Genomic DNA, 14,714 nt, shown 5'->3' with positions numbered 1-14,714 from the left:
GTGGACGCCTTCCCGATGCGAGCGGGCGCCCGCGAAGGCGAAAGTTGACACTTCAACATTATTTCTGTCAAGATTTAGTTGAAGCGTCAACCTCTGATGCTTATCGCTCGTTCCAGACGGCCGAGTTCCCCTGACCATTGAAACGGTGAAAACATCATGACCAACTCCGCTTTGACCACCACCGCACGTACCGTCCTCCGCGTTGTCCTGGGCTTCCTCTTCGCAGCCCACGGCTGGCAGAAGTTCAACGAATGGACCGTTGCCGGCACCCAGGCCGCGTTTGGCCAGATGGGCATCCCCGCCGCCGACATCGCAGCTCCGATCGTTGCCGGCCTGGAACTGGGCGGCGGCATCGCCCTGATCCTCGGGGTGCTGACCCGACTGGTCGCCGCCCTGCTGACGCTGAACATGATCGGCGCCTTGGTGCTGGTCCACATTTCCGCCGGGGTGTTCGTCGAAGCCGGCGGCTACGAACTGGTGCTGCTGCTCGGCGCTGCCGCACTGACCCTGGCGCTGGTCGGCCCCGGCCGAATCTCGGTTGACCGGGCCCTCTTCGGCAAGACCAAACTGGCAGCCATGGCCTAACCACAGCCTCAGCCAGCAAGCACAACGGGCAGGCGCAGCCGCAAGGCCGCACCTGCCCGTTGTGCTATCCGCCGGAACAGTGCCGAGCCGCCGGCCGCCGTGATGGCCAGGCCTAAGCGGCCATCAAGATGGACGACGGCGGAGGCACGGCCTGGGCGCCAGGGTTCGGTTCTGCCACTGCGCCGGATTCTGTCCCGGCGGCCGGCCCTGAGCTTGGGCGCGAGGCAGCCGAGGTCAACGAAGTCGGCGGCACCGGCCATGTCAGATCCAGTACCGGCCGGCGCTCGGCGGCAGCAAATTCACGGTGCGCCGCGGCCAGGAAAGCAGCCAGCCCGGACCCCAGAGATGTGCAGATCGCCGCAAGAATCTCCGAGGAGGCTTCTTTGCGGCCGCGCTCAATCTCTGACAGGTATTGAAGGGACACTCCGGCGCGACTGGCCACGTCGTCGAGGGTGCGTCGCTGGCGCCGGCGTTCCCGGCGCAGCACAGTTCCGTAGACATCGCGCAGCAGCGGCACCGGTCCGGAAACGGACTGCTGCTGAAGCTTCTGAAGTTCGAGCACGTGAACTCCCTTCTGACTGGTTCCATCGTAGAAACCCGCCGCCCCGGAGTCAGCAGGGTCTGCTGACGGCAGAAAAGCATTCACACCGACAGTTCCGCAGGGGATTTGATGCATAAGGTCGATCAGCAGGAGGCCTCCCTTGTAGGGTGTCGGCATGGCATCTCTACGACCCATCGGATTTTGGCTGAAGCTCGTTGACCGCCTGATCGACGAGCAGTTCGTCGCAACCTTGGAAGAACACGGCATCACGCGCCGGCAGTGGCAGCTAATGAACCTGCTGTCGGAGGAACCGTCCACCGCCGACGAACTGACTCAGGCGCTGGGCCCGTTCATCCCGGAGACGGACGACGAAGGGCCACAGGCGCCGGTAGAAGAGCTGGTGGAAAGCGGCTGGGTGAGCTCGGAAGACGGGCACTACGCACTGACCAGTACGGGCCGGGCCAGCCTCGCCTCGCTCGGCGACGTGGTGGACCGCACGCGGGCCGTCCTGGCTCAGGGCATCAGCGACGACGAATACGATGCCACCCTAGACGTCCTGGAACGCATCGCCCGCAATCTCGGCTGGGACGGATAGGAACAAGAGCCGCCGCGACAGGACGGTCAGACCCTGGCCAAGCGCTCGGTGCGCGGCGGGACGCAGCCGGCCCACCGCCGTCGTTGTTTCAGCGAAAGTTGGACTCGCCCACGTAAGGTGCCAAGATCTCCCGCTGACGGTCGCTCAGGCGCAGCAGCCGGCCGGAGTCCGTGTGGAAGAACGCCAGCGTAGTTTCGGCCAGCACGCACTGTTCGGCGGTCACCGGGTCCATGATCATGTACGCGATGGTCAGGCTGGCGCCCTTGATCGCACTGATCCAGACCTCGACGTGCGCCGGGATGTTGCTGTAGTTCAGCGGCCGGACGTACTTGACCCGGTGCTCGGCCACCAGAGCCTGGGTGGATTCCGGCAGGTCGGAAAAGACCGGCAGGTCCACCTCAAGCCCGGGCCCTCCGGTTCCGGCCGGCGGGCCGAACGCATGGATCCGCGCTTCCTCCAGGATCCGCAGGATCTCCACATTGTTGATGTGCCCGTAGGCGTCCATGTCGCCCCAACGCATCGGAACGTTGCAGGACAGGCGCTGGGCGGAAGGTGTCTCGGTCATGGCCCGATTTACTTTACCGGCCGTTTACGCTGTGGAAACCGTTTGGCATTCCGGATCCGGAACCCTATAGTGGGAGGGCGCCGCATAGTGTGATGCGCAACACAAGTCTCATGATGAATACATACGAAACAGAAGATACAGCCAGCACGGTACCGGGTTTCGACGTTTGGGTGGACGTCGAACTCCATGTCGATACCCAACTGGGCCTCATTCAGTTCTGCCTCGAGGGCGAGCGCGTTCTGGGGTGGTCCGACGATATTGAAGCCATCGCAGCGGCAACCGCGGATTCCGTCGGCACCGCCCAGTGGTGTGAAAAATACTCCAAGCTCCTGGTGCCGAGTTCACGCAAGGGCGCGGGAAACCGCTTCTTCACCGTGACCAGGATGGACCAAGAGAACCACGACGGGGACCGCCCGGCGGCCTGACCGGGCGCCCCTGTTGTTCTTGCGGACCGTCCGGCGTCAGTGCGGGTCCGGGCTGTCATGCACGCTGCCCTGCCGCAGACATGACTACCATGAAGCCGTGCCTACTTCATCGCCTTCACCCCGTCCGGAACGCGGCAAGTTCGCCGCCAAGCTGCTCCGTGGCGGCACCGAACCCGATCCGCGGTTCACACTGGCCAACGAACGCACGTTCCTCGCGTGGATCCGCACATCGCTGGCTTTGGTGGCCGGCGGCATCGCCGTGGAGGCGTTCACCACCGACATTTTCGTTCCGGCGATCCGCACGACCATCGCCGTCATCCTCTTGGTGCTGGCGATGGCGATCGGCTGCGGTTCCTTCTTCCGCTGGCTGAACGTGGAACGGTCCATGCGGCACAAGACTCCCCTGCCGCTTCCGCTGATTGCCCCGATCCTGGCCATTGGCGGCGGGGTGGTGGCGGCCCTGCTGCTGATCTTCGTCCTGCTGCGGCAGACCTGATGCGGCGCGCCCGCTCCCTCCCGGAGCCGGAACACCACGACGCAGGGCTGCAGCCCGAGCGCACCTCGCTGGCCTGGAGCCGGACCACCCTGGCCATGATCGTGGCGACCGCCATGTTCCTGCGCTGGTTTCCGCAATATGGCTGGTTTACCGCAACCCTGATGGCCGTTGCGTTGTGCACGGCCCTGGGCATCTACATCACGCAGAAACTGCGCTACCACCGGGCGGTCTCCGGCATCGCCAACGAAAGGATTCACGCGGATGTCGCCGCAGCCGCCTGGGTCGCCGGCAGCGTGGTGGTGTTGGGCGCGCTTGGCCTCTACGCCGTCCTGTTCCTGACCCTGGACTGATGCACGACGACGGCGCTGGGCGGGCAGCAGAGTGGCTGCAGGAACGGCAGCCTGCCCGGGCTATCCCGGCCGGAGAGTTTCAGGACTGTGACAGCGCGTCGCGGTAGACCCAGCGGCCGTCCTCGCGCACAAACGTGCTTTTCTCCTGCTGCGCCCTGTCCTGGCCGTCCTCGCGGTAGCTAGCGCGGAATTCCACCGTGCCCGCGCGGTCCGCTTCGCCGCCGCGCACGGTCCTCAGGATCTCCAGTCCGGTCCATGCCAGCCCGGGGTCCAATTCAAGGGTCGCCGGCCGTGTTTCCGGATGCCAGGTTCGCAGCAGATAGTCGACGTCGCCTGCCACAAACGCCGTGTAGCGCGAACGCATCAGGGCTTCAGCGGTCGGCGCGTCGGCGTCGCCGCGGTGGAACGGCCGGCAGCATTGGCCATAGGCTTTCCCGCTCTGGCAGGGACACACCGCATCGACCGGCAAAGTCTTCATCAGTGGGCCAGTTGCCGGGCAGAAGCGTAAATGTCCGGCAGGTTGTCGTCTCGGCCCGCCTCGCGCCGGGTCACCCAGACTTCGAAGGCCACGCGGACCACTGCCGCGCAGGTCTCGAAGGCCAGCCTGATCTGCAGGTCGCTGACGCCGTCGCGGCCGAACCTGTCCATCAGCGCATCCACCAGCCCGGTGGTGCGGGTGGCGTTGTGCTTCAGCAGGGCCGCCTTCAGCAGCGGCTCCTTCCGGATCAGCTGGTTGACCAGCAACATGCTGCGGGCCTGCGGGGCATCGTTGTCCGCGTACCCCTGCATCACCTGCTGGTAGACACGTTCCAGCTCTTCGCGCGGATTGCCCGACGGGTCGATGGTCAGCAGCCCGGCTTCGAGTGCTGCGTCGAAGTCCTGGTGCGCAGGCAGGGCCGCCTCTTCCTTGCTGGTGAAGTACCGGAAGAACGTGCGCTGGGAGATTCCGGCGGCGTTGGCAATGCCGTCCACGGTGGTGGCATCAACGCCGTACTCCTGGAACAGACGCAGCGCGGCCTGGCTGATTTCGGTCCGGGTCTGGCGCCGCCGTCGCTCCCTTAATCCGGGTGCGGCAGTAGGGAGCTCAGCCGTGGCGGGGCCGGGCACGTCGGTTCTGGAAGCGCCGTCGATCGGCGATTTCTGTGGCATAGCAGCTTCCAAGATACCCCAATATTTGAGTAATCGCTGCCAATGTGGCAGTATCTGCCATAATGGCATGAAAGGGCATCAATGAACATCAAAGTTGGCGACACCCTCGTCTACCCCCCGCACGGCGCCGTCACCGTGACCGATCTCCGGACCCGTCCGTTCAAGGACTGCCAGACCAAGTTCGTGCAGTTCCGCGCGCACCATGACGGACTGATGATCGAACTGCCGCTGGGCAACGCGGAAACGGTCGGTGTGCGCAAGGCCATCAGCAAAAAGGGCGTCAAGGAGGTCTTCGCGATCCTCAAGGCGAAGGTGCCCGAAGACCAGGAGAACTGGTCCCGCCGCTTCAAGGCCAACCAGGAAAAGATCAACAGCGGCGACATCTACAAGGTCAGCGAAGTGGTCCGCGATCTCTCGCTGCGCGCCCTCGGACGCGGCTCCTCCGCCGGTGAGAAGCACCAGCTCGAGCAGGCCATGCGGATCCTGTGCTCGGAACTCGCCCTGGCGGAGAAGACCGACAACGACACGGCCCGCGCCATGATCGAAGCGGTCTTCGGCCCGGTCGACGCCACGGTCTGACCAACCACGATTCGACTATTCAACAGGCGGCCTTTTCAGCTCTGAGAAGGCCGCCTGTTGAATACTCGATCTGACGTGGGGACTACAGGATTCCCAGCTGCTGGAGCTGGTTCGCCAGTCCCTTTCCGTCGGGCGCATAGATCCAGGGGATGCTGCGCGCCGGGCCGCTGGGCCGGTCCTGTGAACGACCGCCGGCCAGCACGGCTTCACTGACCGACAGCTGCCGGATGGCGATGGCGGCCACGTGCCCCGGGTAGCGCAGCGCGAACCCGGCGTATATGGCTTCGTCATGCTGACCGTCGTCGCCGATCAGCAGCCACTTGATGTCCGGGAACTCTTCGGCCAGCCGCCGCAACTGGTCCGCCTTGTGCGCCTGGCCGCTGCGGAACCAGCGGTCCTTGGTGGGGCCCCAGTCGGTGAGCAGCAAGGCGCCGTCGGGATACAGGTTCCGGGACAGGAACCGGGTCAAGGTCTGCGCAACATTCCACGCACCGGTGGATAGATAGAGCACCGGGCTGCCCGGATGTTCGCGCGCCACCCGCTCCAGCATCACAGCCATGCCCGGCGTGGGATTGCGCGCATGCTCATCCAGCACAAAAGTGTTCCAGGCCGCCAGCAGCGGACGCGGCAGAGCGGTGACCATCACCGTGTCATCGACGTCGGAGACCACGCCGAACCGCTCCCCCGGCGGCACCACATACACTGCAGCTTCTACGGGTTCGGAGTCCTCGCAGCGTAGCGTGACAGTGTGCCAGCCGGGCGCAAGATCCACGGAGACCCGTGCATCCACCACTCCGCCGCGGTCGGCCACTACGTGGTGCTCGACGCCGGCAGCGGAGATGGTCACGCGCGCGTTGGCCACCGGCGGGCTGATGAAGTTCCGCCAGCCGCGGATACCGTCGGCCACCAGCTTGGAGGGCATCCGGCCGTTGTCGAAGGCACCGGGCCGGGCCATGACCACCCGTCCGAGCACGCGGACCCAGCCCGCCGTGCCGTAGCCGGTGAACGGCATGACGGTAGCCACGTAGCCGCGTCGCCGCGCCCGTCGTTCGCGGTATGCCTGCCAGCGGTCTTCCAGGCGCATGCCGATGTGGGCTGCTTTCTCCTGGAGGTCTTCGCCGTTGCCAGTCCTAGATGCCATGGTCCAAGTCTGTCATGCGTTGCTGCCCGCACTCCCATCATCCGCCCCTGCGGCCGCCAGGACCGGCCACCGGGGCTTGTCCGCGCCGAAGCGAACCTGAAGACTGGTGCCATGACCTTTCCAGCGCGGCACATCAGCATTGCCATCAACCGCCCCGTTGGGGAGGTCTACGAGTTCGCCGGCAATCCGGAGAACCTGCCGAAGTGGGCTGCCGGCCTCAGTTCCTCGATCGGCATGGTCGACGACACCTGGGTCGCGGAAACATCCACCGGACCCGTGCGGGTGAAGTTTGCCGAACGCAATGAGTTTGGCGTGCTGGACCACTTCGTCGTGACCGCATCAGGCGAGTCGATCTACAACCCGCTGCGCGTGCTCGGTAACGGCGACGGCGCGGAAGTGGTGTTCACGCTGTACCGCCGCGAAGGCATGGATGAGTCAAGTTTCGACGCAGATGCGGCGGCGGTGGACCAGGACCTGCACACGCTCAAACGTCTGCTCGAGGCCTGACGCCCCAAAGCATCGCCAGCCTGGCCGAACCGGGTCTGGCGCAGCAGCGCCGGCCGACCGCCGTCGCTCCCCACGGGCGGTGCTGACGCTCACGGCCGGCCCGCCGCCGCCGCTTGCTCGGGACCGCCCGCAGCGCCGTGCTGGCGCGCCAAGCCGGCCGCCGTCGTCGTGATTTTTTCCCGCCATAGCGGGCAAACGGACGTACACTGAAAGCGCTGGTTTCGACGTCAGATGCGCCCTACCAACGGCCGAGTTGTCACTCGACGAAGTTTCAAAACTCATTGTTTGGGAGGAGAAATGACAACCGCATCACCGCATGCCCATCACGCACATGTCTCCCGCGGGAATGTGCGTAATGCTGCGATGGCTTCGGGAATTGTTCTCTTTGTGATCGGTGTCCTGGGCTTCATCCCTGGCATCACAATGAACTACGGAGAGATGGCCTTCGCCGGTGGCTCCGAAGCGAAGTTGCTCAATGTGTTCCAAGTGTCCATGCTGCTCAACATCGTCTACCTGGTGGTAGGCGTGGTGGGCTACATCATGAGCCGCACCGTCAATGGTGCCCGCGAATTCCTGATGGGAGCAGGCATCCTGTACCTCGCGATGTGGCTGTACGGCCTGATCGTCGGACCCGCCGAATATGGGGCCAATTTCCTGTCCACCAATACAGCCACCAACTGGCTGAACTTCATCCTCGGCGCGGTCATGCTGGCCTTGGGTATCACCTACATGGTTCGCCGTCGGGACGAGGCGCACGAAGCAACAACCTAGTCGCCGCGTACTATCGGTTTCCCGGCCAGACGGTGATCCCGCGAACCCCAGTCGTCTATGACTGGGGTTCGCTGGCGTTCGAGTCCACTGGATACTAACCGCGTGATGATCATGATCGCCTGCGGTCTGCTGCTGGCCGCAGGACTGGCAGCAGTGCTGTTCGGAGGAGGGGAGCGCTTCCAGCTTCCCTCCTCCGCTAACGACGGCGGCGCTCTCCTGCCGAACGTTGCGCGCCAAGTGCTGTGGTGGGCCAACGTCCTGCTGGTCGGTGGAGGTGTGGCCGGCGTGTGCATGGCCGGCGCCGACGGACGGCTGGTGATGCGGCTGCTGGCGGCGACGTCGCCCGAGGACGACAACAGGTTCACGGAAAACGGGTCGGTCATCGGGGAAATCAGTGTGGGAGGAACCGGATTCCTGCTGGTCCAGGGCATCGCCATCGGCATGCTCACTGCCCTCCTCTACGGAATGCTGCGGCGCTGGCTGCCCGCCGGCCGGGCGGGCGGTGCCGTCTACGGCCTGCTGTTGCTCCTGGCGCTGTCGACCGTCCTGGATCCGCTGCGGCCGGACAACCGGGACTTCCAAATCGTCGGGCCCGGCTGGCTGTCGGTGGCCGTGTTCTCCGCGCTGGCCATTGGCCATGGCCTGCTGCTCGCCCTGGCCACCGGCTGGCTGTCGCGGCGCGTCCCGTTCATTGGGGCGGTGAAGGATCTGCGCTGGTACATTCCCTTGGCGCTGTTCCTTGTGCTGCTGGGTCCGGCCGGCATCATTGTCGTGGCAGGGATCATTGCCGCCATCGGCGTGCTGTGGGCGGCGGCCGCCGTGAGGCGGCGGCTCCAGTCCGGGGAGGCGGACATCCCCGCGGCCGCGGATCAACGGCTGGCCATGGCCGCCGGGCAGCCCGGCCACCCCGCGGAGACCGGCATGGGAGCGGCGCCGTCGCCAACCGCAAGCCAGTCCCAGCCGTCAGGCGCACGGGACCGCCAGGTGATGCTGGCCGGGCGAATCGTCCTGCTCGGGCTGGGCATCGCATGTCTTCCGGGGTTCATTGCCTCCATGGCCAGCATCTTGGCGGCCGGCGGCTAGTAGCTCGCGACGTCCTGCACGTTAAATGGCACCGCCCGCCGGATGGGGAACGGCGGGCGGTGCGGCAGGAAGTGCGGCCTTAGACAGCGGCGGCCTGCGGGGTGCGGATGGTGGCGAAGCCCTGGGCCCAGGGAATGAGCTGGTCGATCATGGGGGCAAGCGTGCCGGCATTCTGCTCGGTCGGCTTGAAGTCGGCGAAGTTCTCAAAGTCGGTGAACAGCGAGAACATCACCTGGTTGCGGACGACGGCCACCTGCAGTTCGGCCAAGAGGTTGCGCAGGTGCTCGGCAGCGCGGACGCCGCCCATCGAACCGTAGGAAACGATGCCGGCGGCCTTGTTGTTGAATTCAGCGTTCAGGTAGGACAGCGCGTTGGCCAGGGCCGACGAGACCGTGTGGTTGTATTCGTTGGCCACGAAGACGTAGCCGTCGAACTCGCTGATCTTGGCCGACCAGGCCTTGGTGTGGTCGGCCTGGTAGTTCTGGTAGGCGGCGGGGTACGCCTCATCCAGCAGCGGAAGGTTGTAGTCGGCAATGTCGACCACCTCGAACGTGGCGTCGGTCCGCCCGGCCAGTTCGGAGGCCACCCAGGCGGCCACGGAGTCGTTGACCCGGCCGGGGCGGGTGCTGCCGGTGATGATGGCGACCTTGGGCAGCGCGGTGGATTCCGCAGGAGCAGCTGTCTCCACTGCCGCCGGGGCAGCCGCACTGGCGGTGGTGTTCTCGCTTGAGACGGGCGCTGCCGGGTTGGCGGCAGACCGGCGGGCGCTGGACTTGCTGAAAAGATTCTTGAACCAGGACATGGCAGCCTTCGATAGATTGCTTGACGTTTCAACCATGCTAGCTTCGCGGAGAATGACATGTCAACAAATAGCGGTCAGGGGGCGAGCGCACTTCCCGGTGGGCGGACGTGCTCGAAGATCACGGTGGTATTGGTGCCGGCAACCTCCGGTCGAAGGCTGAGGTTGTTTGCCACGAGGTCGCGGAGCGCACTTGAGTCCGCCACGGCCACATGGATCAGGAAGTCGCGGTCTCCGGTGACGAAGAAGATTCCCTCCACCGCGGGCAGCCCGGCCAAATAGTCCTTGAACTCTGCCAGGTTCGACCGGGCATGCGCCTGAAGACGGATGGAAATCAGTGCCTGCAGGCCGCGCCCCACCGCCGCGGGATCGACGTCGGCATGGAAACCCCGGATCACACCCCGCTCGCGCAGTGAACGGATCCTGCTCAAACATGTCGAGGGCGCAATGCCGGCCGCTGCCGCTATCGCGTTATTGGGCGTCCGGGCGTCGTTCTGCAGCAGTTCCACGATCAAGCGGTTGATGCGGTCCAATCCCGACCCGGCCGGAGCCCCCATAGGGGGACGAATTTCGTTCGGTTCCACCATGTGACAGCTACCACTTTTTGAACTTTCCTCTAATGCTACTCAGTCTTGCAGAATCTTCTTCCAATCGCTTGAGATATTGATAAACATTGTTCACCATGGGTGGCGAGAGCAGATACAACCCGAGGAGCACCGATGTACTCTCGCGCACACGCCCCCCGCACCGCCGTCGTTGTAGGGGCCGGCATGGTGGGGCTGGCCACCGCTTGGCACCTGCAGGAACGCGGCGTGGAAGTGACCGTTTTGGACAGGTCCGGCGTCGCCGCCGGTGCATCGTGGGGTAACGCGGGCTGGCTGACGCCCGGCATGGCCATGCCGTTGTCGGATCCGAGCGTCTGGACCTACGGCCCGAAGGCGCTGGTTGATCCCGCAGCGCCGCTGCACGTTCCTGCGCGGATGGATCCGCAGCTGTGGAAGTTCCTGGCCCGCTTCGCGCTGCACGGCACGCAGAAGGCGTGGGACCGGACCATGGCCGCGCTGACGCCGATCGACCGGATGGCGCTGGAGTGCTTTGATGAGCTGACGGACAACGGCGTCGAAGCGTGGACGCGGAAGGGCCCCTTCATTGTGGGCTTCGAAGACGAGAAGGAAAGCCACCACTTTGTTCACGAGCTGGCCAATGTGGAGAAGGCCGGACAGTCCGCTCCACTGACCCGCTTGGACGACGCCCAGATGAAGGTGCCGCAGCTGTCCGCCGCCGTTTCCACGGTGTTCGAGCTGGAGGGACAGCGGTTCCTCGAGCCCGGCCCGTTTGTGGAGGCCCTGGCGGAAGCGGTGGTGGAACGCGGCGGGAAGATCGTCCCGGGCGCCGAGGTCCGCTCATTGCGCCACGGCCACACCGGGATCTCGGTGGAGACCTATGCCCAAGAGCCCTTCCATGCCGACGTCGTTGTCTTAGCCACGGGGGCATGGCTGCCTGAGCTTGCCAAGCCACTGGGCGTGCGCACCATGGTGCAGGCCGGCCGGGGATATTCCTTCAGCGTGGAAACGGACCAGCCCGCCGAGTTCCCCATTTACTTCCCCGCCCGCCGGGTGGCCTGCACCCCGTATCAGGGGCGGCTGCGCATCGCCGGAACTATGGAGTTCCGAGGCCCGGACGAGCCGTTGCAGACCGGGCGGATCGACGCCATCCTGGCCTCGGTCCGGCCGCTGTTCACCAACATGGACCTGGAGCATCTTGAGGACATCTGGGTTGGCCCGCGCCCGGTCACGCCGGACGGGCTGCCTCTGGTGGGCGCCACCCGCTCCCCCGGCGTCTTCGTGGCCGGCGGCCACGGGATGTGGGGCATTGTGCTGGGCCCGGCCACCGGCAAACTGCTGGCCGAGCAGATTGTCACCGGCCGGGTGCCGGACGAGATCCGGCCGTTCGATCCGTTGCGCTGAGCGGCGGGCAGGGGCCACCATTCGCCCGGTGCACGGGCTACCGGCCACGGGCGGTCCCCGCCTCCGCTGACACCTGGCCCGCGCGGGTCTAGTATGGGCGGCATCCGGGGCGCCGTGCGTCCCCAGGAAAGGTGGCTCTCATGGAATCCCTGACCGTGCCGGATGTGGATGCGAGGACGTTGGAAGGACTCCGGATCCTTGCGGAGGCGCACCATCGCACGCCCGAGGCCGAAGCCCGTGCCATCCTTGTCCAGGTTGTTCGAGGACTGGGCGAAGCCGACGATCTTCTCGCATCGATGGTCGGCGGCGACGAAACTGAAGGCGGCGGTCGCCGCCGGACCGGCCCGCACTAAGCAACCGGCCACGAGACCAAGCCCGTCTGCAGCAACCGGCGGCAGCGCACCGTCGTCGTCGTTTTAAACAGTGCTGCCCCGCACCGGACGGTACGGGGCAGCACTGCAGTGTCTGAGATCAGCCGCCGAAGACCGGGGCGATGGCGGTCCACAGCTGGCGCACGCCCAGGATGACGAACAGCAGCGCACAGATACCCAGCGCGATGTTCGTGTGGAGCCGGTTGGCCCACTCCTTCGGGATGCGCTTGCCGTTCAGCAGGCCCAGCAACGTCAGTGCCAGGAACGGCATGAACAGCGATCCGAGCGCACCGTAGAGCAGGATCAGCGCAATCGGCTTGCCCAAGGCAAACAGGATCATCGGCGGGAAAGTCAGCCAGAGCACGTAGAACTTAAAGTACTTGCCGCCCACGCGGGTGTCCGGGTGGCCGGACTCCTTCTTGCGCATGTTGCCCCAGAAGTCGGCGAACATCAGGGAAACGCCGTTCCAGACGCCGATGATGGACGAGAACGACGCCGCCCAGAAGCCGACCAGGAAGCCGGTGCCGACCACATCGCCGTACTCGACCTTCAGCACTTCGTAGAGGTCCAGCAGACCCTCGTCACCGGCGCTCAGCGAGACGCCAGCGGTACGGACCACCTCGGCGCCGACGATCAGCATGGCGATCACGAAGATGCCGGTCATGATGTAGGCCACGGAGTTGTCGATCCGCATGACGCGCATCCACTTGGGGGTGTGCCAGCCCTTTTCACGCAGCCAGTAGCCGTAGGCGGCCAGCGTGATGGTGCCGCCCACGCCGCCGGCCAGCGCCAGCGTGTAGAACATGGCGCCCTCTTCCTGCGGGATCATCGGCACCAGGCCGCCGATCATTTCCGGAATGTTGGGCACGGCAATAATGGCCAGGCCGACCACGGTGACGAACATCAGCCCGACAAGCACGGCGGTAATCTTCTCGAACATGGCGTACTTGCCGAACCACACCATGACAAAACCGGCCAAGCCCATCAGGATGGCCCAGGCCCACAGCGGCAGCACCGGGAACACCGCGGCCAACGGCAGCGCCGCCGACGACATTGCAGTGGCACCGTAAACGAAGCCCCAGATCATGATGTAGGGGCCGAAGTACCAGGTGGTCCAGCGGCCCAGCGAGCGCCAGCCCTCGAAGATCGTCTTGCCGGTCGCCAGCGAGAAGCGCCCGGCGCCTTCAACCAGGATGATCTTCAGGATGACGCCGACGATCACCGCCCAAAACAAGCCGTAGCCGTAGCGGGACCCGGCCACCAGCGTGGCAACCATGTCCGCAGCACCGACGCCGGTGGCCGCGACGACGAGGCCGGGACCGACAATCTTCCACTTGGCGGGAGCGCCGCCGTCGTTGTCCACCCGGGCAGCGGCATCAATCGCGCCCGGGGCATTGTTCTCAGTGGCCATGAGCCATGTATTCCTTACCGTAATGGAGCCTGTCCGCAGAAAACGGGCGGCAAGAGTGCCGCCCGTCACCGGACCCCGTTTAGTTTCTCACGCGTTCCGAACGCCCGGTCAGTAAATCATCGAAGGGGCCACAGGGGGAACCGTTCGTCGTCGCAGAGGCTCCGCTGGACGGAAAATAGCTGCGGGACTGTGTTTGTTTGCACACCCTGGCGGGCCGGGGCGCCTGCCGGACGCTTCACAGTCAGTCCCACTGAGGCTATTCGTCCGGGTTATTCGCCGGTGTTAGCCGCCCCGGGGGCACCCCGTCCGGTTATTCGCCGGTGTTAGCCGCCCCGGGCTGCTGCCACGGGTCGCAGGCCTCCACCGAGAGCCGGCGGTAGCCTTCCGCATTGCCGGACACCACCGTGAGGCAGTGTTTTACGGCTGTCGCGGCGATCAGCGACTCGACGGCCGGAACGTCCTGGATGGCCAACGGCGCCCAAGCCGCGGCAACCTGCAGGTCCACCGGAAGGATGTAGGCCGCGAACCGCTCGGTCAGCTCGACCAGCCATGCATCCGCCTGCCCGGTCAGTGCGCTGTCCTGGGTGCTGAGCGCGTGCAACTCCCCCAATGTCAGCGCCGAAATGTAAACACGCGAGCGGCGGCGCCGTTGCAGGAACTCCACGACGGCGGGGTCCGGGTTCTCGCGCCTGAGCTCGGCGACCACGTCGGTGTCCAGCAGCAGGCCGCGGGCTCGCCGCCGTCCGGAGCTCTCGGCGGCCGCCGGTGCTGACTGGGTCGTGCTGGTCATCGGGCCGCGGCGACGGCGCGCTGCTGCCCGCGGGTTTGCACTGCCGCATCCAGCAGGAAGTCCACAAAGGCTTCCCTTGCTGCGGAGACCTGCTCGTAGTCGGCCAGACTTAGGACCTGGAGTTGCGGGGATTCAAGGGTGTCCATGGCAGCGGCGCCGGGCGCCGAGTCCTTTCGGGTGCTCTTGCCTGCACCGGTAGCCAGTGGCTGATGCAGGCCGCTTCGTCATCCGAACCACCCAACGAGCGTGGGGTTGGTATGTGGCCAAAGTCGGAGCTTGGCGGCCACAATTCTTGAAGCTAGTGCTACTTTAGCCAGTCCGGCTGGCACATGTCAGAGACGGTGGTCACATCGCGTAACAGGCAACGTAACGTTTCATGCGCCCGGTGGTCGACCAAGCGAGCGCCAGCGAGCGCGTGGAGACCCGCGCGGAGACCCGCGTGGAGACCCGCGACCAAGCGAGCGCCCCGGTGGTCGACCAAGCGAGCGCCCCGGTGGTCGACCAAGCGAGCGCCAGCGAGCGCGTGGAGACCCGCGCGGAGACCAACGTAGAGACACGCACGGCGACCCACGTGGACATCGGCTTCTTC

Annotated in this window: 22 protein-coding genes and 1 riboswitch; of the genes, 12 read left to right on the top strand and 10 right to left on the bottom strand. The window is 65.6% G+C overall.

Annotated elements, in window-relative coordinates; translation table 11 throughout:
* Positions 1 to 156: 156 nt before the first annotated feature.
* On the top strand, positions 157 to 585 hold the full coding sequence (locus ACMX2H_RS14905; RefSeq protein ID WP_414961465.1) for a DoxX family protein: 429 nt from the start codon (positions 157 to 159) through the stop codon (positions 583 to 585).
* 112 nt (positions 586 to 697) lie between these two features.
* Here ACMX2H_RS14905 and ACMX2H_RS14900 read toward each other — a convergent pair whose 3' ends face one another.
* A complete protein-coding gene (locus ACMX2H_RS14900) occupies positions 698 to 1,147 on the bottom strand; it encodes a helix-turn-helix domain-containing protein (RefSeq protein WP_414961463.1) in 450 nt (149 codons plus the stop codon).
* Positions 1,148 to 1,301: 154 nt separating this feature from the next.
* Here ACMX2H_RS14900 and ACMX2H_RS14895 point away from each other — a divergent pair, with 154 nt between their 5' ends.
* Entirely contained in the window at positions 1,302 to 1,721 is a 420-nt protein-coding gene (locus tag ACMX2H_RS14895) for a MarR family winged helix-turn-helix transcriptional regulator (protein WP_414961461.1), read from the top strand.
* Positions 1,722 to 1,809: 88 nt separating this feature from the next.
* Here the strand turns inward: ACMX2H_RS14895 and ACMX2H_RS14890 are convergent, their stop codons facing one another.
* Complete coding sequence (locus ACMX2H_RS14890) at positions 1,810 to 2,286, bottom strand: acyl-CoA thioesterase (protein WP_414961460.1); 477 nt, start codon at positions 2,284 to 2,286, stop codon at positions 1,810 to 1,812.
* A gap of 110 nt (positions 2,287 to 2,396) precedes the next feature.
* Here ACMX2H_RS14890 and ACMX2H_RS14885 point away from each other — a divergent pair, with 110 nt between their 5' ends.
* The 3 genes from ACMX2H_RS14885 (at position 2,397) to ACMX2H_RS14875 (ending at position 3,557) form a co-directional block, all read left to right on the top strand.
* Positions 2,397 to 2,711: a hypothetical protein gene (locus ACMX2H_RS14885; protein ID WP_414961458.1), complete on the top strand. Its 315-nt coding sequence runs from the start codon at positions 2,397 to 2,399 to the stop codon at positions 2,709 to 2,711.
* Between the two features lie 97 nt (positions 2,712 to 2,808).
* Entirely contained in the window at positions 2,809 to 3,207 is a 399-nt protein-coding gene (locus ACMX2H_RS14880) for a YidH family protein (RefSeq protein WP_414961456.1), read from the top strand.
* The gene (locus tag ACMX2H_RS14875; protein ID WP_414961454.1) at positions 3,207 to 3,557 is read left to right on the top strand and encodes a DUF202 domain-containing protein; all 351 of its coding nucleotides are present in this window, start codon (positions 3,207 to 3,209) and stop codon (positions 3,555 to 3,557) included. The genes ACMX2H_RS14880 and ACMX2H_RS14875 overlap by 1 nt, the downstream gene beginning before the upstream one ends.
* 79 nt (positions 3,558 to 3,636) lie before the next feature.
* Here ACMX2H_RS14875 and ACMX2H_RS14870 read toward each other — a convergent pair whose 3' ends face one another.
* Both ACMX2H_RS14870 and ACMX2H_RS14865 read right to left on the bottom strand, forming a co-directional pair.
* Positions 3,637 to 4,035, bottom strand: a complete 399-nt coding sequence (locus ACMX2H_RS14870; RefSeq protein WP_414961453.1) for a YchJ family protein — start codon at positions 4,033 to 4,035, stop codon at positions 3,637 to 3,639.
* Positions 4,035 to 4,706, bottom strand: a complete 672-nt coding sequence (locus tag ACMX2H_RS14865) for a TetR family transcriptional regulator (protein WP_414961451.1) — start codon at positions 4,704 to 4,706, stop codon at positions 4,035 to 4,037. Before ACMX2H_RS14865 ends, ACMX2H_RS14870 begins: the two co-directional genes overlap by 1 nt.
* A gap of 81 nt (positions 4,707 to 4,787) precedes the next feature.
* Between ACMX2H_RS14865 and ACMX2H_RS14860 the strand changes: the two genes are divergently transcribed.
* Positions 4,788 to 5,285 carry a CarD family transcriptional regulator gene (locus tag ACMX2H_RS14860; RefSeq protein WP_414961449.1) on the top strand — a complete coding sequence of 166 codons (498 nt, stop codon included), beginning with the start codon at positions 4,788 to 4,790 and terminating at the stop codon, positions 5,283 to 5,285.
* Between the two features lie 82 nt (positions 5,286 to 5,367).
* Here ACMX2H_RS14860 and ACMX2H_RS14855 read toward each other — a convergent pair whose 3' ends face one another.
* Positions 5,368 to 6,426 carry an App1 family protein gene (locus ACMX2H_RS14855; RefSeq protein ID WP_414961447.1) on the bottom strand — a complete coding sequence of 353 codons (1,059 nt, stop codon included), beginning with the start codon at positions 6,424 to 6,426 and terminating at the stop codon, positions 5,368 to 5,370.
* 111 nt (positions 6,427 to 6,537) lie between these two features.
* Here ACMX2H_RS14855 and ACMX2H_RS14850 point away from each other — a divergent pair, with 111 nt between their 5' ends.
* The 3 genes from ACMX2H_RS14850 to ACMX2H_RS14840 all read left to right on the top strand — a co-directional run bounded on the left by ACMX2H_RS14850 (position 6,538) and on the right by ACMX2H_RS14840 (position 8,787).
* Positions 6,538 to 6,933 carry an SRPBCC family protein gene (locus tag ACMX2H_RS14850; protein WP_414961445.1) on the top strand — a complete coding sequence of 132 codons (396 nt, stop codon included), beginning with the start codon at positions 6,538 to 6,540 and terminating at the stop codon, positions 6,931 to 6,933.
* A 297-nt stretch (positions 6,934 to 7,230) separates the two neighbouring features.
* Positions 7,231 to 7,704: a DUF4383 domain-containing protein gene (locus ACMX2H_RS14845; protein WP_414961443.1), complete on the top strand. Its 474-nt coding sequence runs from the start codon at positions 7,231 to 7,233 to the stop codon at positions 7,702 to 7,704.
* A 102-nt stretch (positions 7,705 to 7,806) separates the two neighbouring features.
* The gene (locus tag ACMX2H_RS14840) at positions 7,807 to 8,787 is read left to right on the top strand and encodes a hypothetical protein (protein WP_414961441.1); all 981 of its coding nucleotides are present in this window, start codon (positions 7,807 to 7,809) and stop codon (positions 8,785 to 8,787) included.
* A gap of 79 nt (positions 8,788 to 8,866) precedes the next feature.
* Here the strand turns inward: ACMX2H_RS14840 and ACMX2H_RS14835 are convergent, their stop codons facing one another.
* Together ACMX2H_RS14835 and ACMX2H_RS14830 are read right to left on the bottom strand one after the other, a co-directional pair.
* Positions 8,867 to 9,625: an NADPH-dependent FMN reductase gene (locus ACMX2H_RS14835; RefSeq protein ID WP_414961439.1), complete on the bottom strand. Its 759-nt coding sequence runs from the start codon at positions 9,623 to 9,625 to the stop codon at positions 8,867 to 8,869.
* A gap of 38 nt (positions 9,626 to 9,663) precedes the next feature.
* Positions 9,664 to 10,173: an Lrp/AsnC family transcriptional regulator gene (locus ACMX2H_RS14830; RefSeq protein WP_414961437.1), complete on the bottom strand. Its 510-nt coding sequence runs from the start codon at positions 10,171 to 10,173 to the stop codon at positions 9,664 to 9,666.
* Between the two features lie 132 nt (positions 10,174 to 10,305).
* Here ACMX2H_RS14830 and ACMX2H_RS14825 point away from each other — a divergent pair, with 132 nt between their 5' ends.
* Complete coding sequence (locus ACMX2H_RS14825) at positions 10,306 to 11,553, top strand: NAD(P)/FAD-dependent oxidoreductase (protein ID WP_414961435.1); 1,248 nt, start codon at positions 10,306 to 10,308, stop codon at positions 11,551 to 11,553.
* A gap of 140 nt (positions 11,554 to 11,693) precedes the next feature.
* Positions 11,694 to 11,906: a FitA-like ribbon-helix-helix domain-containing protein gene (locus ACMX2H_RS14820; RefSeq protein WP_414961433.1), complete on the top strand. Its 213-nt coding sequence runs from the start codon at positions 11,694 to 11,696 to the stop codon at positions 11,904 to 11,906.
* Positions 11,907 to 12,024: 118 nt separating this feature from the next.
* On the opposite strand, the gene ACMX2H_RS14815 is transcribed toward ACMX2H_RS14820, so the two are convergent.
* The 3 genes from ACMX2H_RS14815 to ACMX2H_RS14805 form a co-directional block, all read right to left on the bottom strand.
* The gene (locus ACMX2H_RS14815; RefSeq protein WP_414961431.1) at positions 12,025 to 13,335 is read right to left on the bottom strand and encodes an Nramp family divalent metal transporter; all 1,311 of its coding nucleotides are present in this window, start codon (positions 13,333 to 13,335) and stop codon (positions 12,025 to 12,027) included.
* Between the two features lie 310 nt (positions 13,336 to 13,645).
* On the bottom strand, positions 13,646 to 14,125 hold the full coding sequence (locus ACMX2H_RS14810) for a PIN domain-containing protein (RefSeq protein ID WP_414961429.1): 480 nt from the start codon (positions 14,123 to 14,125) through the stop codon (positions 13,646 to 13,648).
* Entirely contained in the window at positions 14,122 to 14,271 is a 150-nt protein-coding gene (locus ACMX2H_RS14805; protein WP_169304034.1) for a hypothetical protein, read from the bottom strand. The genes ACMX2H_RS14810 and ACMX2H_RS14805 overlap by 4 nt, the downstream gene beginning before the upstream one ends.
* Before the next feature lie 28 nt (positions 14,272 to 14,299).
* Positions 14,300 to 14,423, bottom strand: a riboswitch (SAM riboswitch).
* Positions 14,424 to 14,510: 87 nt separating this feature from the next.
* Between ACMX2H_RS14805 and ACMX2H_RS14800 the strand changes: the two genes are divergently transcribed.
* The coding region (locus ACMX2H_RS14800; RefSeq protein ID WP_414961427.1) for a hypothetical protein at positions 14,511 to 14,714 on the top strand (204 nt) is incomplete at its 3' end.

Origin of the sequence: Arthrobacter sulfonylureivorans (genome assembly GCF_047607445.1) — a bacterium.
GTDB lineage: Bacteria > Actinomycetota > Actinomycetes > Actinomycetales > Micrococcaceae > Crystallibacter > Crystallibacter sulfonylureivorans_A.
This window is presented reverse-complemented; position numbering and strand designations above follow the sequence as displayed.

What these genes read in the sequence shown, in the direction of transcription:
- ACMX2H_RS14820 (WP_414961433.1), top strand. Translation starts at nt 11,694, where the DNA reads ATGGAATCCCTGACCGTGCCGGATGTGGATGCGAGGACGTTGGAAGGA.
- ACMX2H_RS14850 (WP_414961445.1), top strand. Translation starts at nt 6,538, where the DNA reads ATGACCTTTCCAGCGCGGCACATCAGCATTGCCATCAACCGCCCCGTT.
- ACMX2H_RS14885 (WP_414961458.1), top strand. Translation starts at nt 2,397, where the DNA reads ATGATGAATACATACGAAACAGAAGATACAGCCAGCACGGTACCGGGT.
- ACMX2H_RS14870 (WP_414961453.1), bottom strand. Translation starts at nt 4,035, where the DNA reads ATGAAGACTTTGCCGGTCGATGCGGTGTGTCCCTGCCAGAGCGGGAAA.
- ACMX2H_RS14865 (WP_414961451.1), bottom strand. Translation starts at nt 4,706, where the DNA reads ATGCCACAGAAATCGCCGATCGACGGCGCTTCCAGAACCGACGTGCCC.
- ACMX2H_RS14825 (WP_414961435.1), top strand. Translation starts at nt 10,306, where the DNA reads ATGTACTCTCGCGCACACGCCCCCCGCACCGCCGTCGTTGTAGGGGCC.
- ACMX2H_RS14845 (WP_414961443.1), top strand. Translation starts at nt 7,231, where the DNA reads ATGACAACCGCATCACCGCATGCCCATCACGCACATGTCTCCCGCGGG.
- ACMX2H_RS14855 (WP_414961447.1), bottom strand. Translation starts at nt 6,426, where the DNA reads ATGGCATCTAGGACTGGCAACGGCGAAGACCTCCAGGAGAAAGCAGCC.
- ACMX2H_RS14830 (WP_414961437.1), bottom strand. Translation starts at nt 10,173, where the DNA reads ATGGTGGAACCGAACGAAATTCGTCCCCCTATGGGGGCTCCGGCCGGG.
- ACMX2H_RS14890 (WP_414961460.1), bottom strand. Translation starts at nt 2,286, where the DNA reads ATGACCGAGACACCTTCCGCCCAGCGCCTGTCCTGCAACGTTCCGATG.
- ACMX2H_RS14875 (WP_414961454.1), top strand. Translation starts at nt 3,207, where the DNA reads ATGCGGCGCGCCCGCTCCCTCCCGGAGCCGGAACACCACGACGCAGGG.
- ACMX2H_RS14835 (WP_414961439.1), bottom strand. Translation starts at nt 9,625, where the DNA reads ATGGTTGAAACGTCAAGCAATCTATCGAAGGCTGCCATGTCCTGGTTC.
- ACMX2H_RS14810 (WP_414961429.1), bottom strand. Translation starts at nt 14,125, where the DNA reads ATGACCAGCACGACCCAGTCAGCACCGGCGGCCGCCGAGAGCTCCGGA.
- ACMX2H_RS14905 (WP_414961465.1), top strand. Translation starts at nt 157, where the DNA reads ATGACCAACTCCGCTTTGACCACCACCGCACGTACCGTCCTCCGCGTT.
- ACMX2H_RS14860 (WP_414961449.1), top strand. Translation starts at nt 4,788, where the DNA reads ATGAACATCAAAGTTGGCGACACCCTCGTCTACCCCCCGCACGGCGCC.
- ACMX2H_RS14815 (WP_414961431.1), bottom strand. Translation starts at nt 13,335, where the DNA reads ATGGCCACTGAGAACAATGCCCCGGGCGCGATTGATGCCGCTGCCCGG.
- ACMX2H_RS14895 (WP_414961461.1), top strand. Translation starts at nt 1,302, where the DNA reads ATGGCATCTCTACGACCCATCGGATTTTGGCTGAAGCTCGTTGACCGC.
- ACMX2H_RS14805 (WP_169304034.1), bottom strand. Translation starts at nt 14,271, where the DNA reads ATGGACACCCTTGAATCCCCGCAACTCCAGGTCCTAAGTCTGGCCGAC.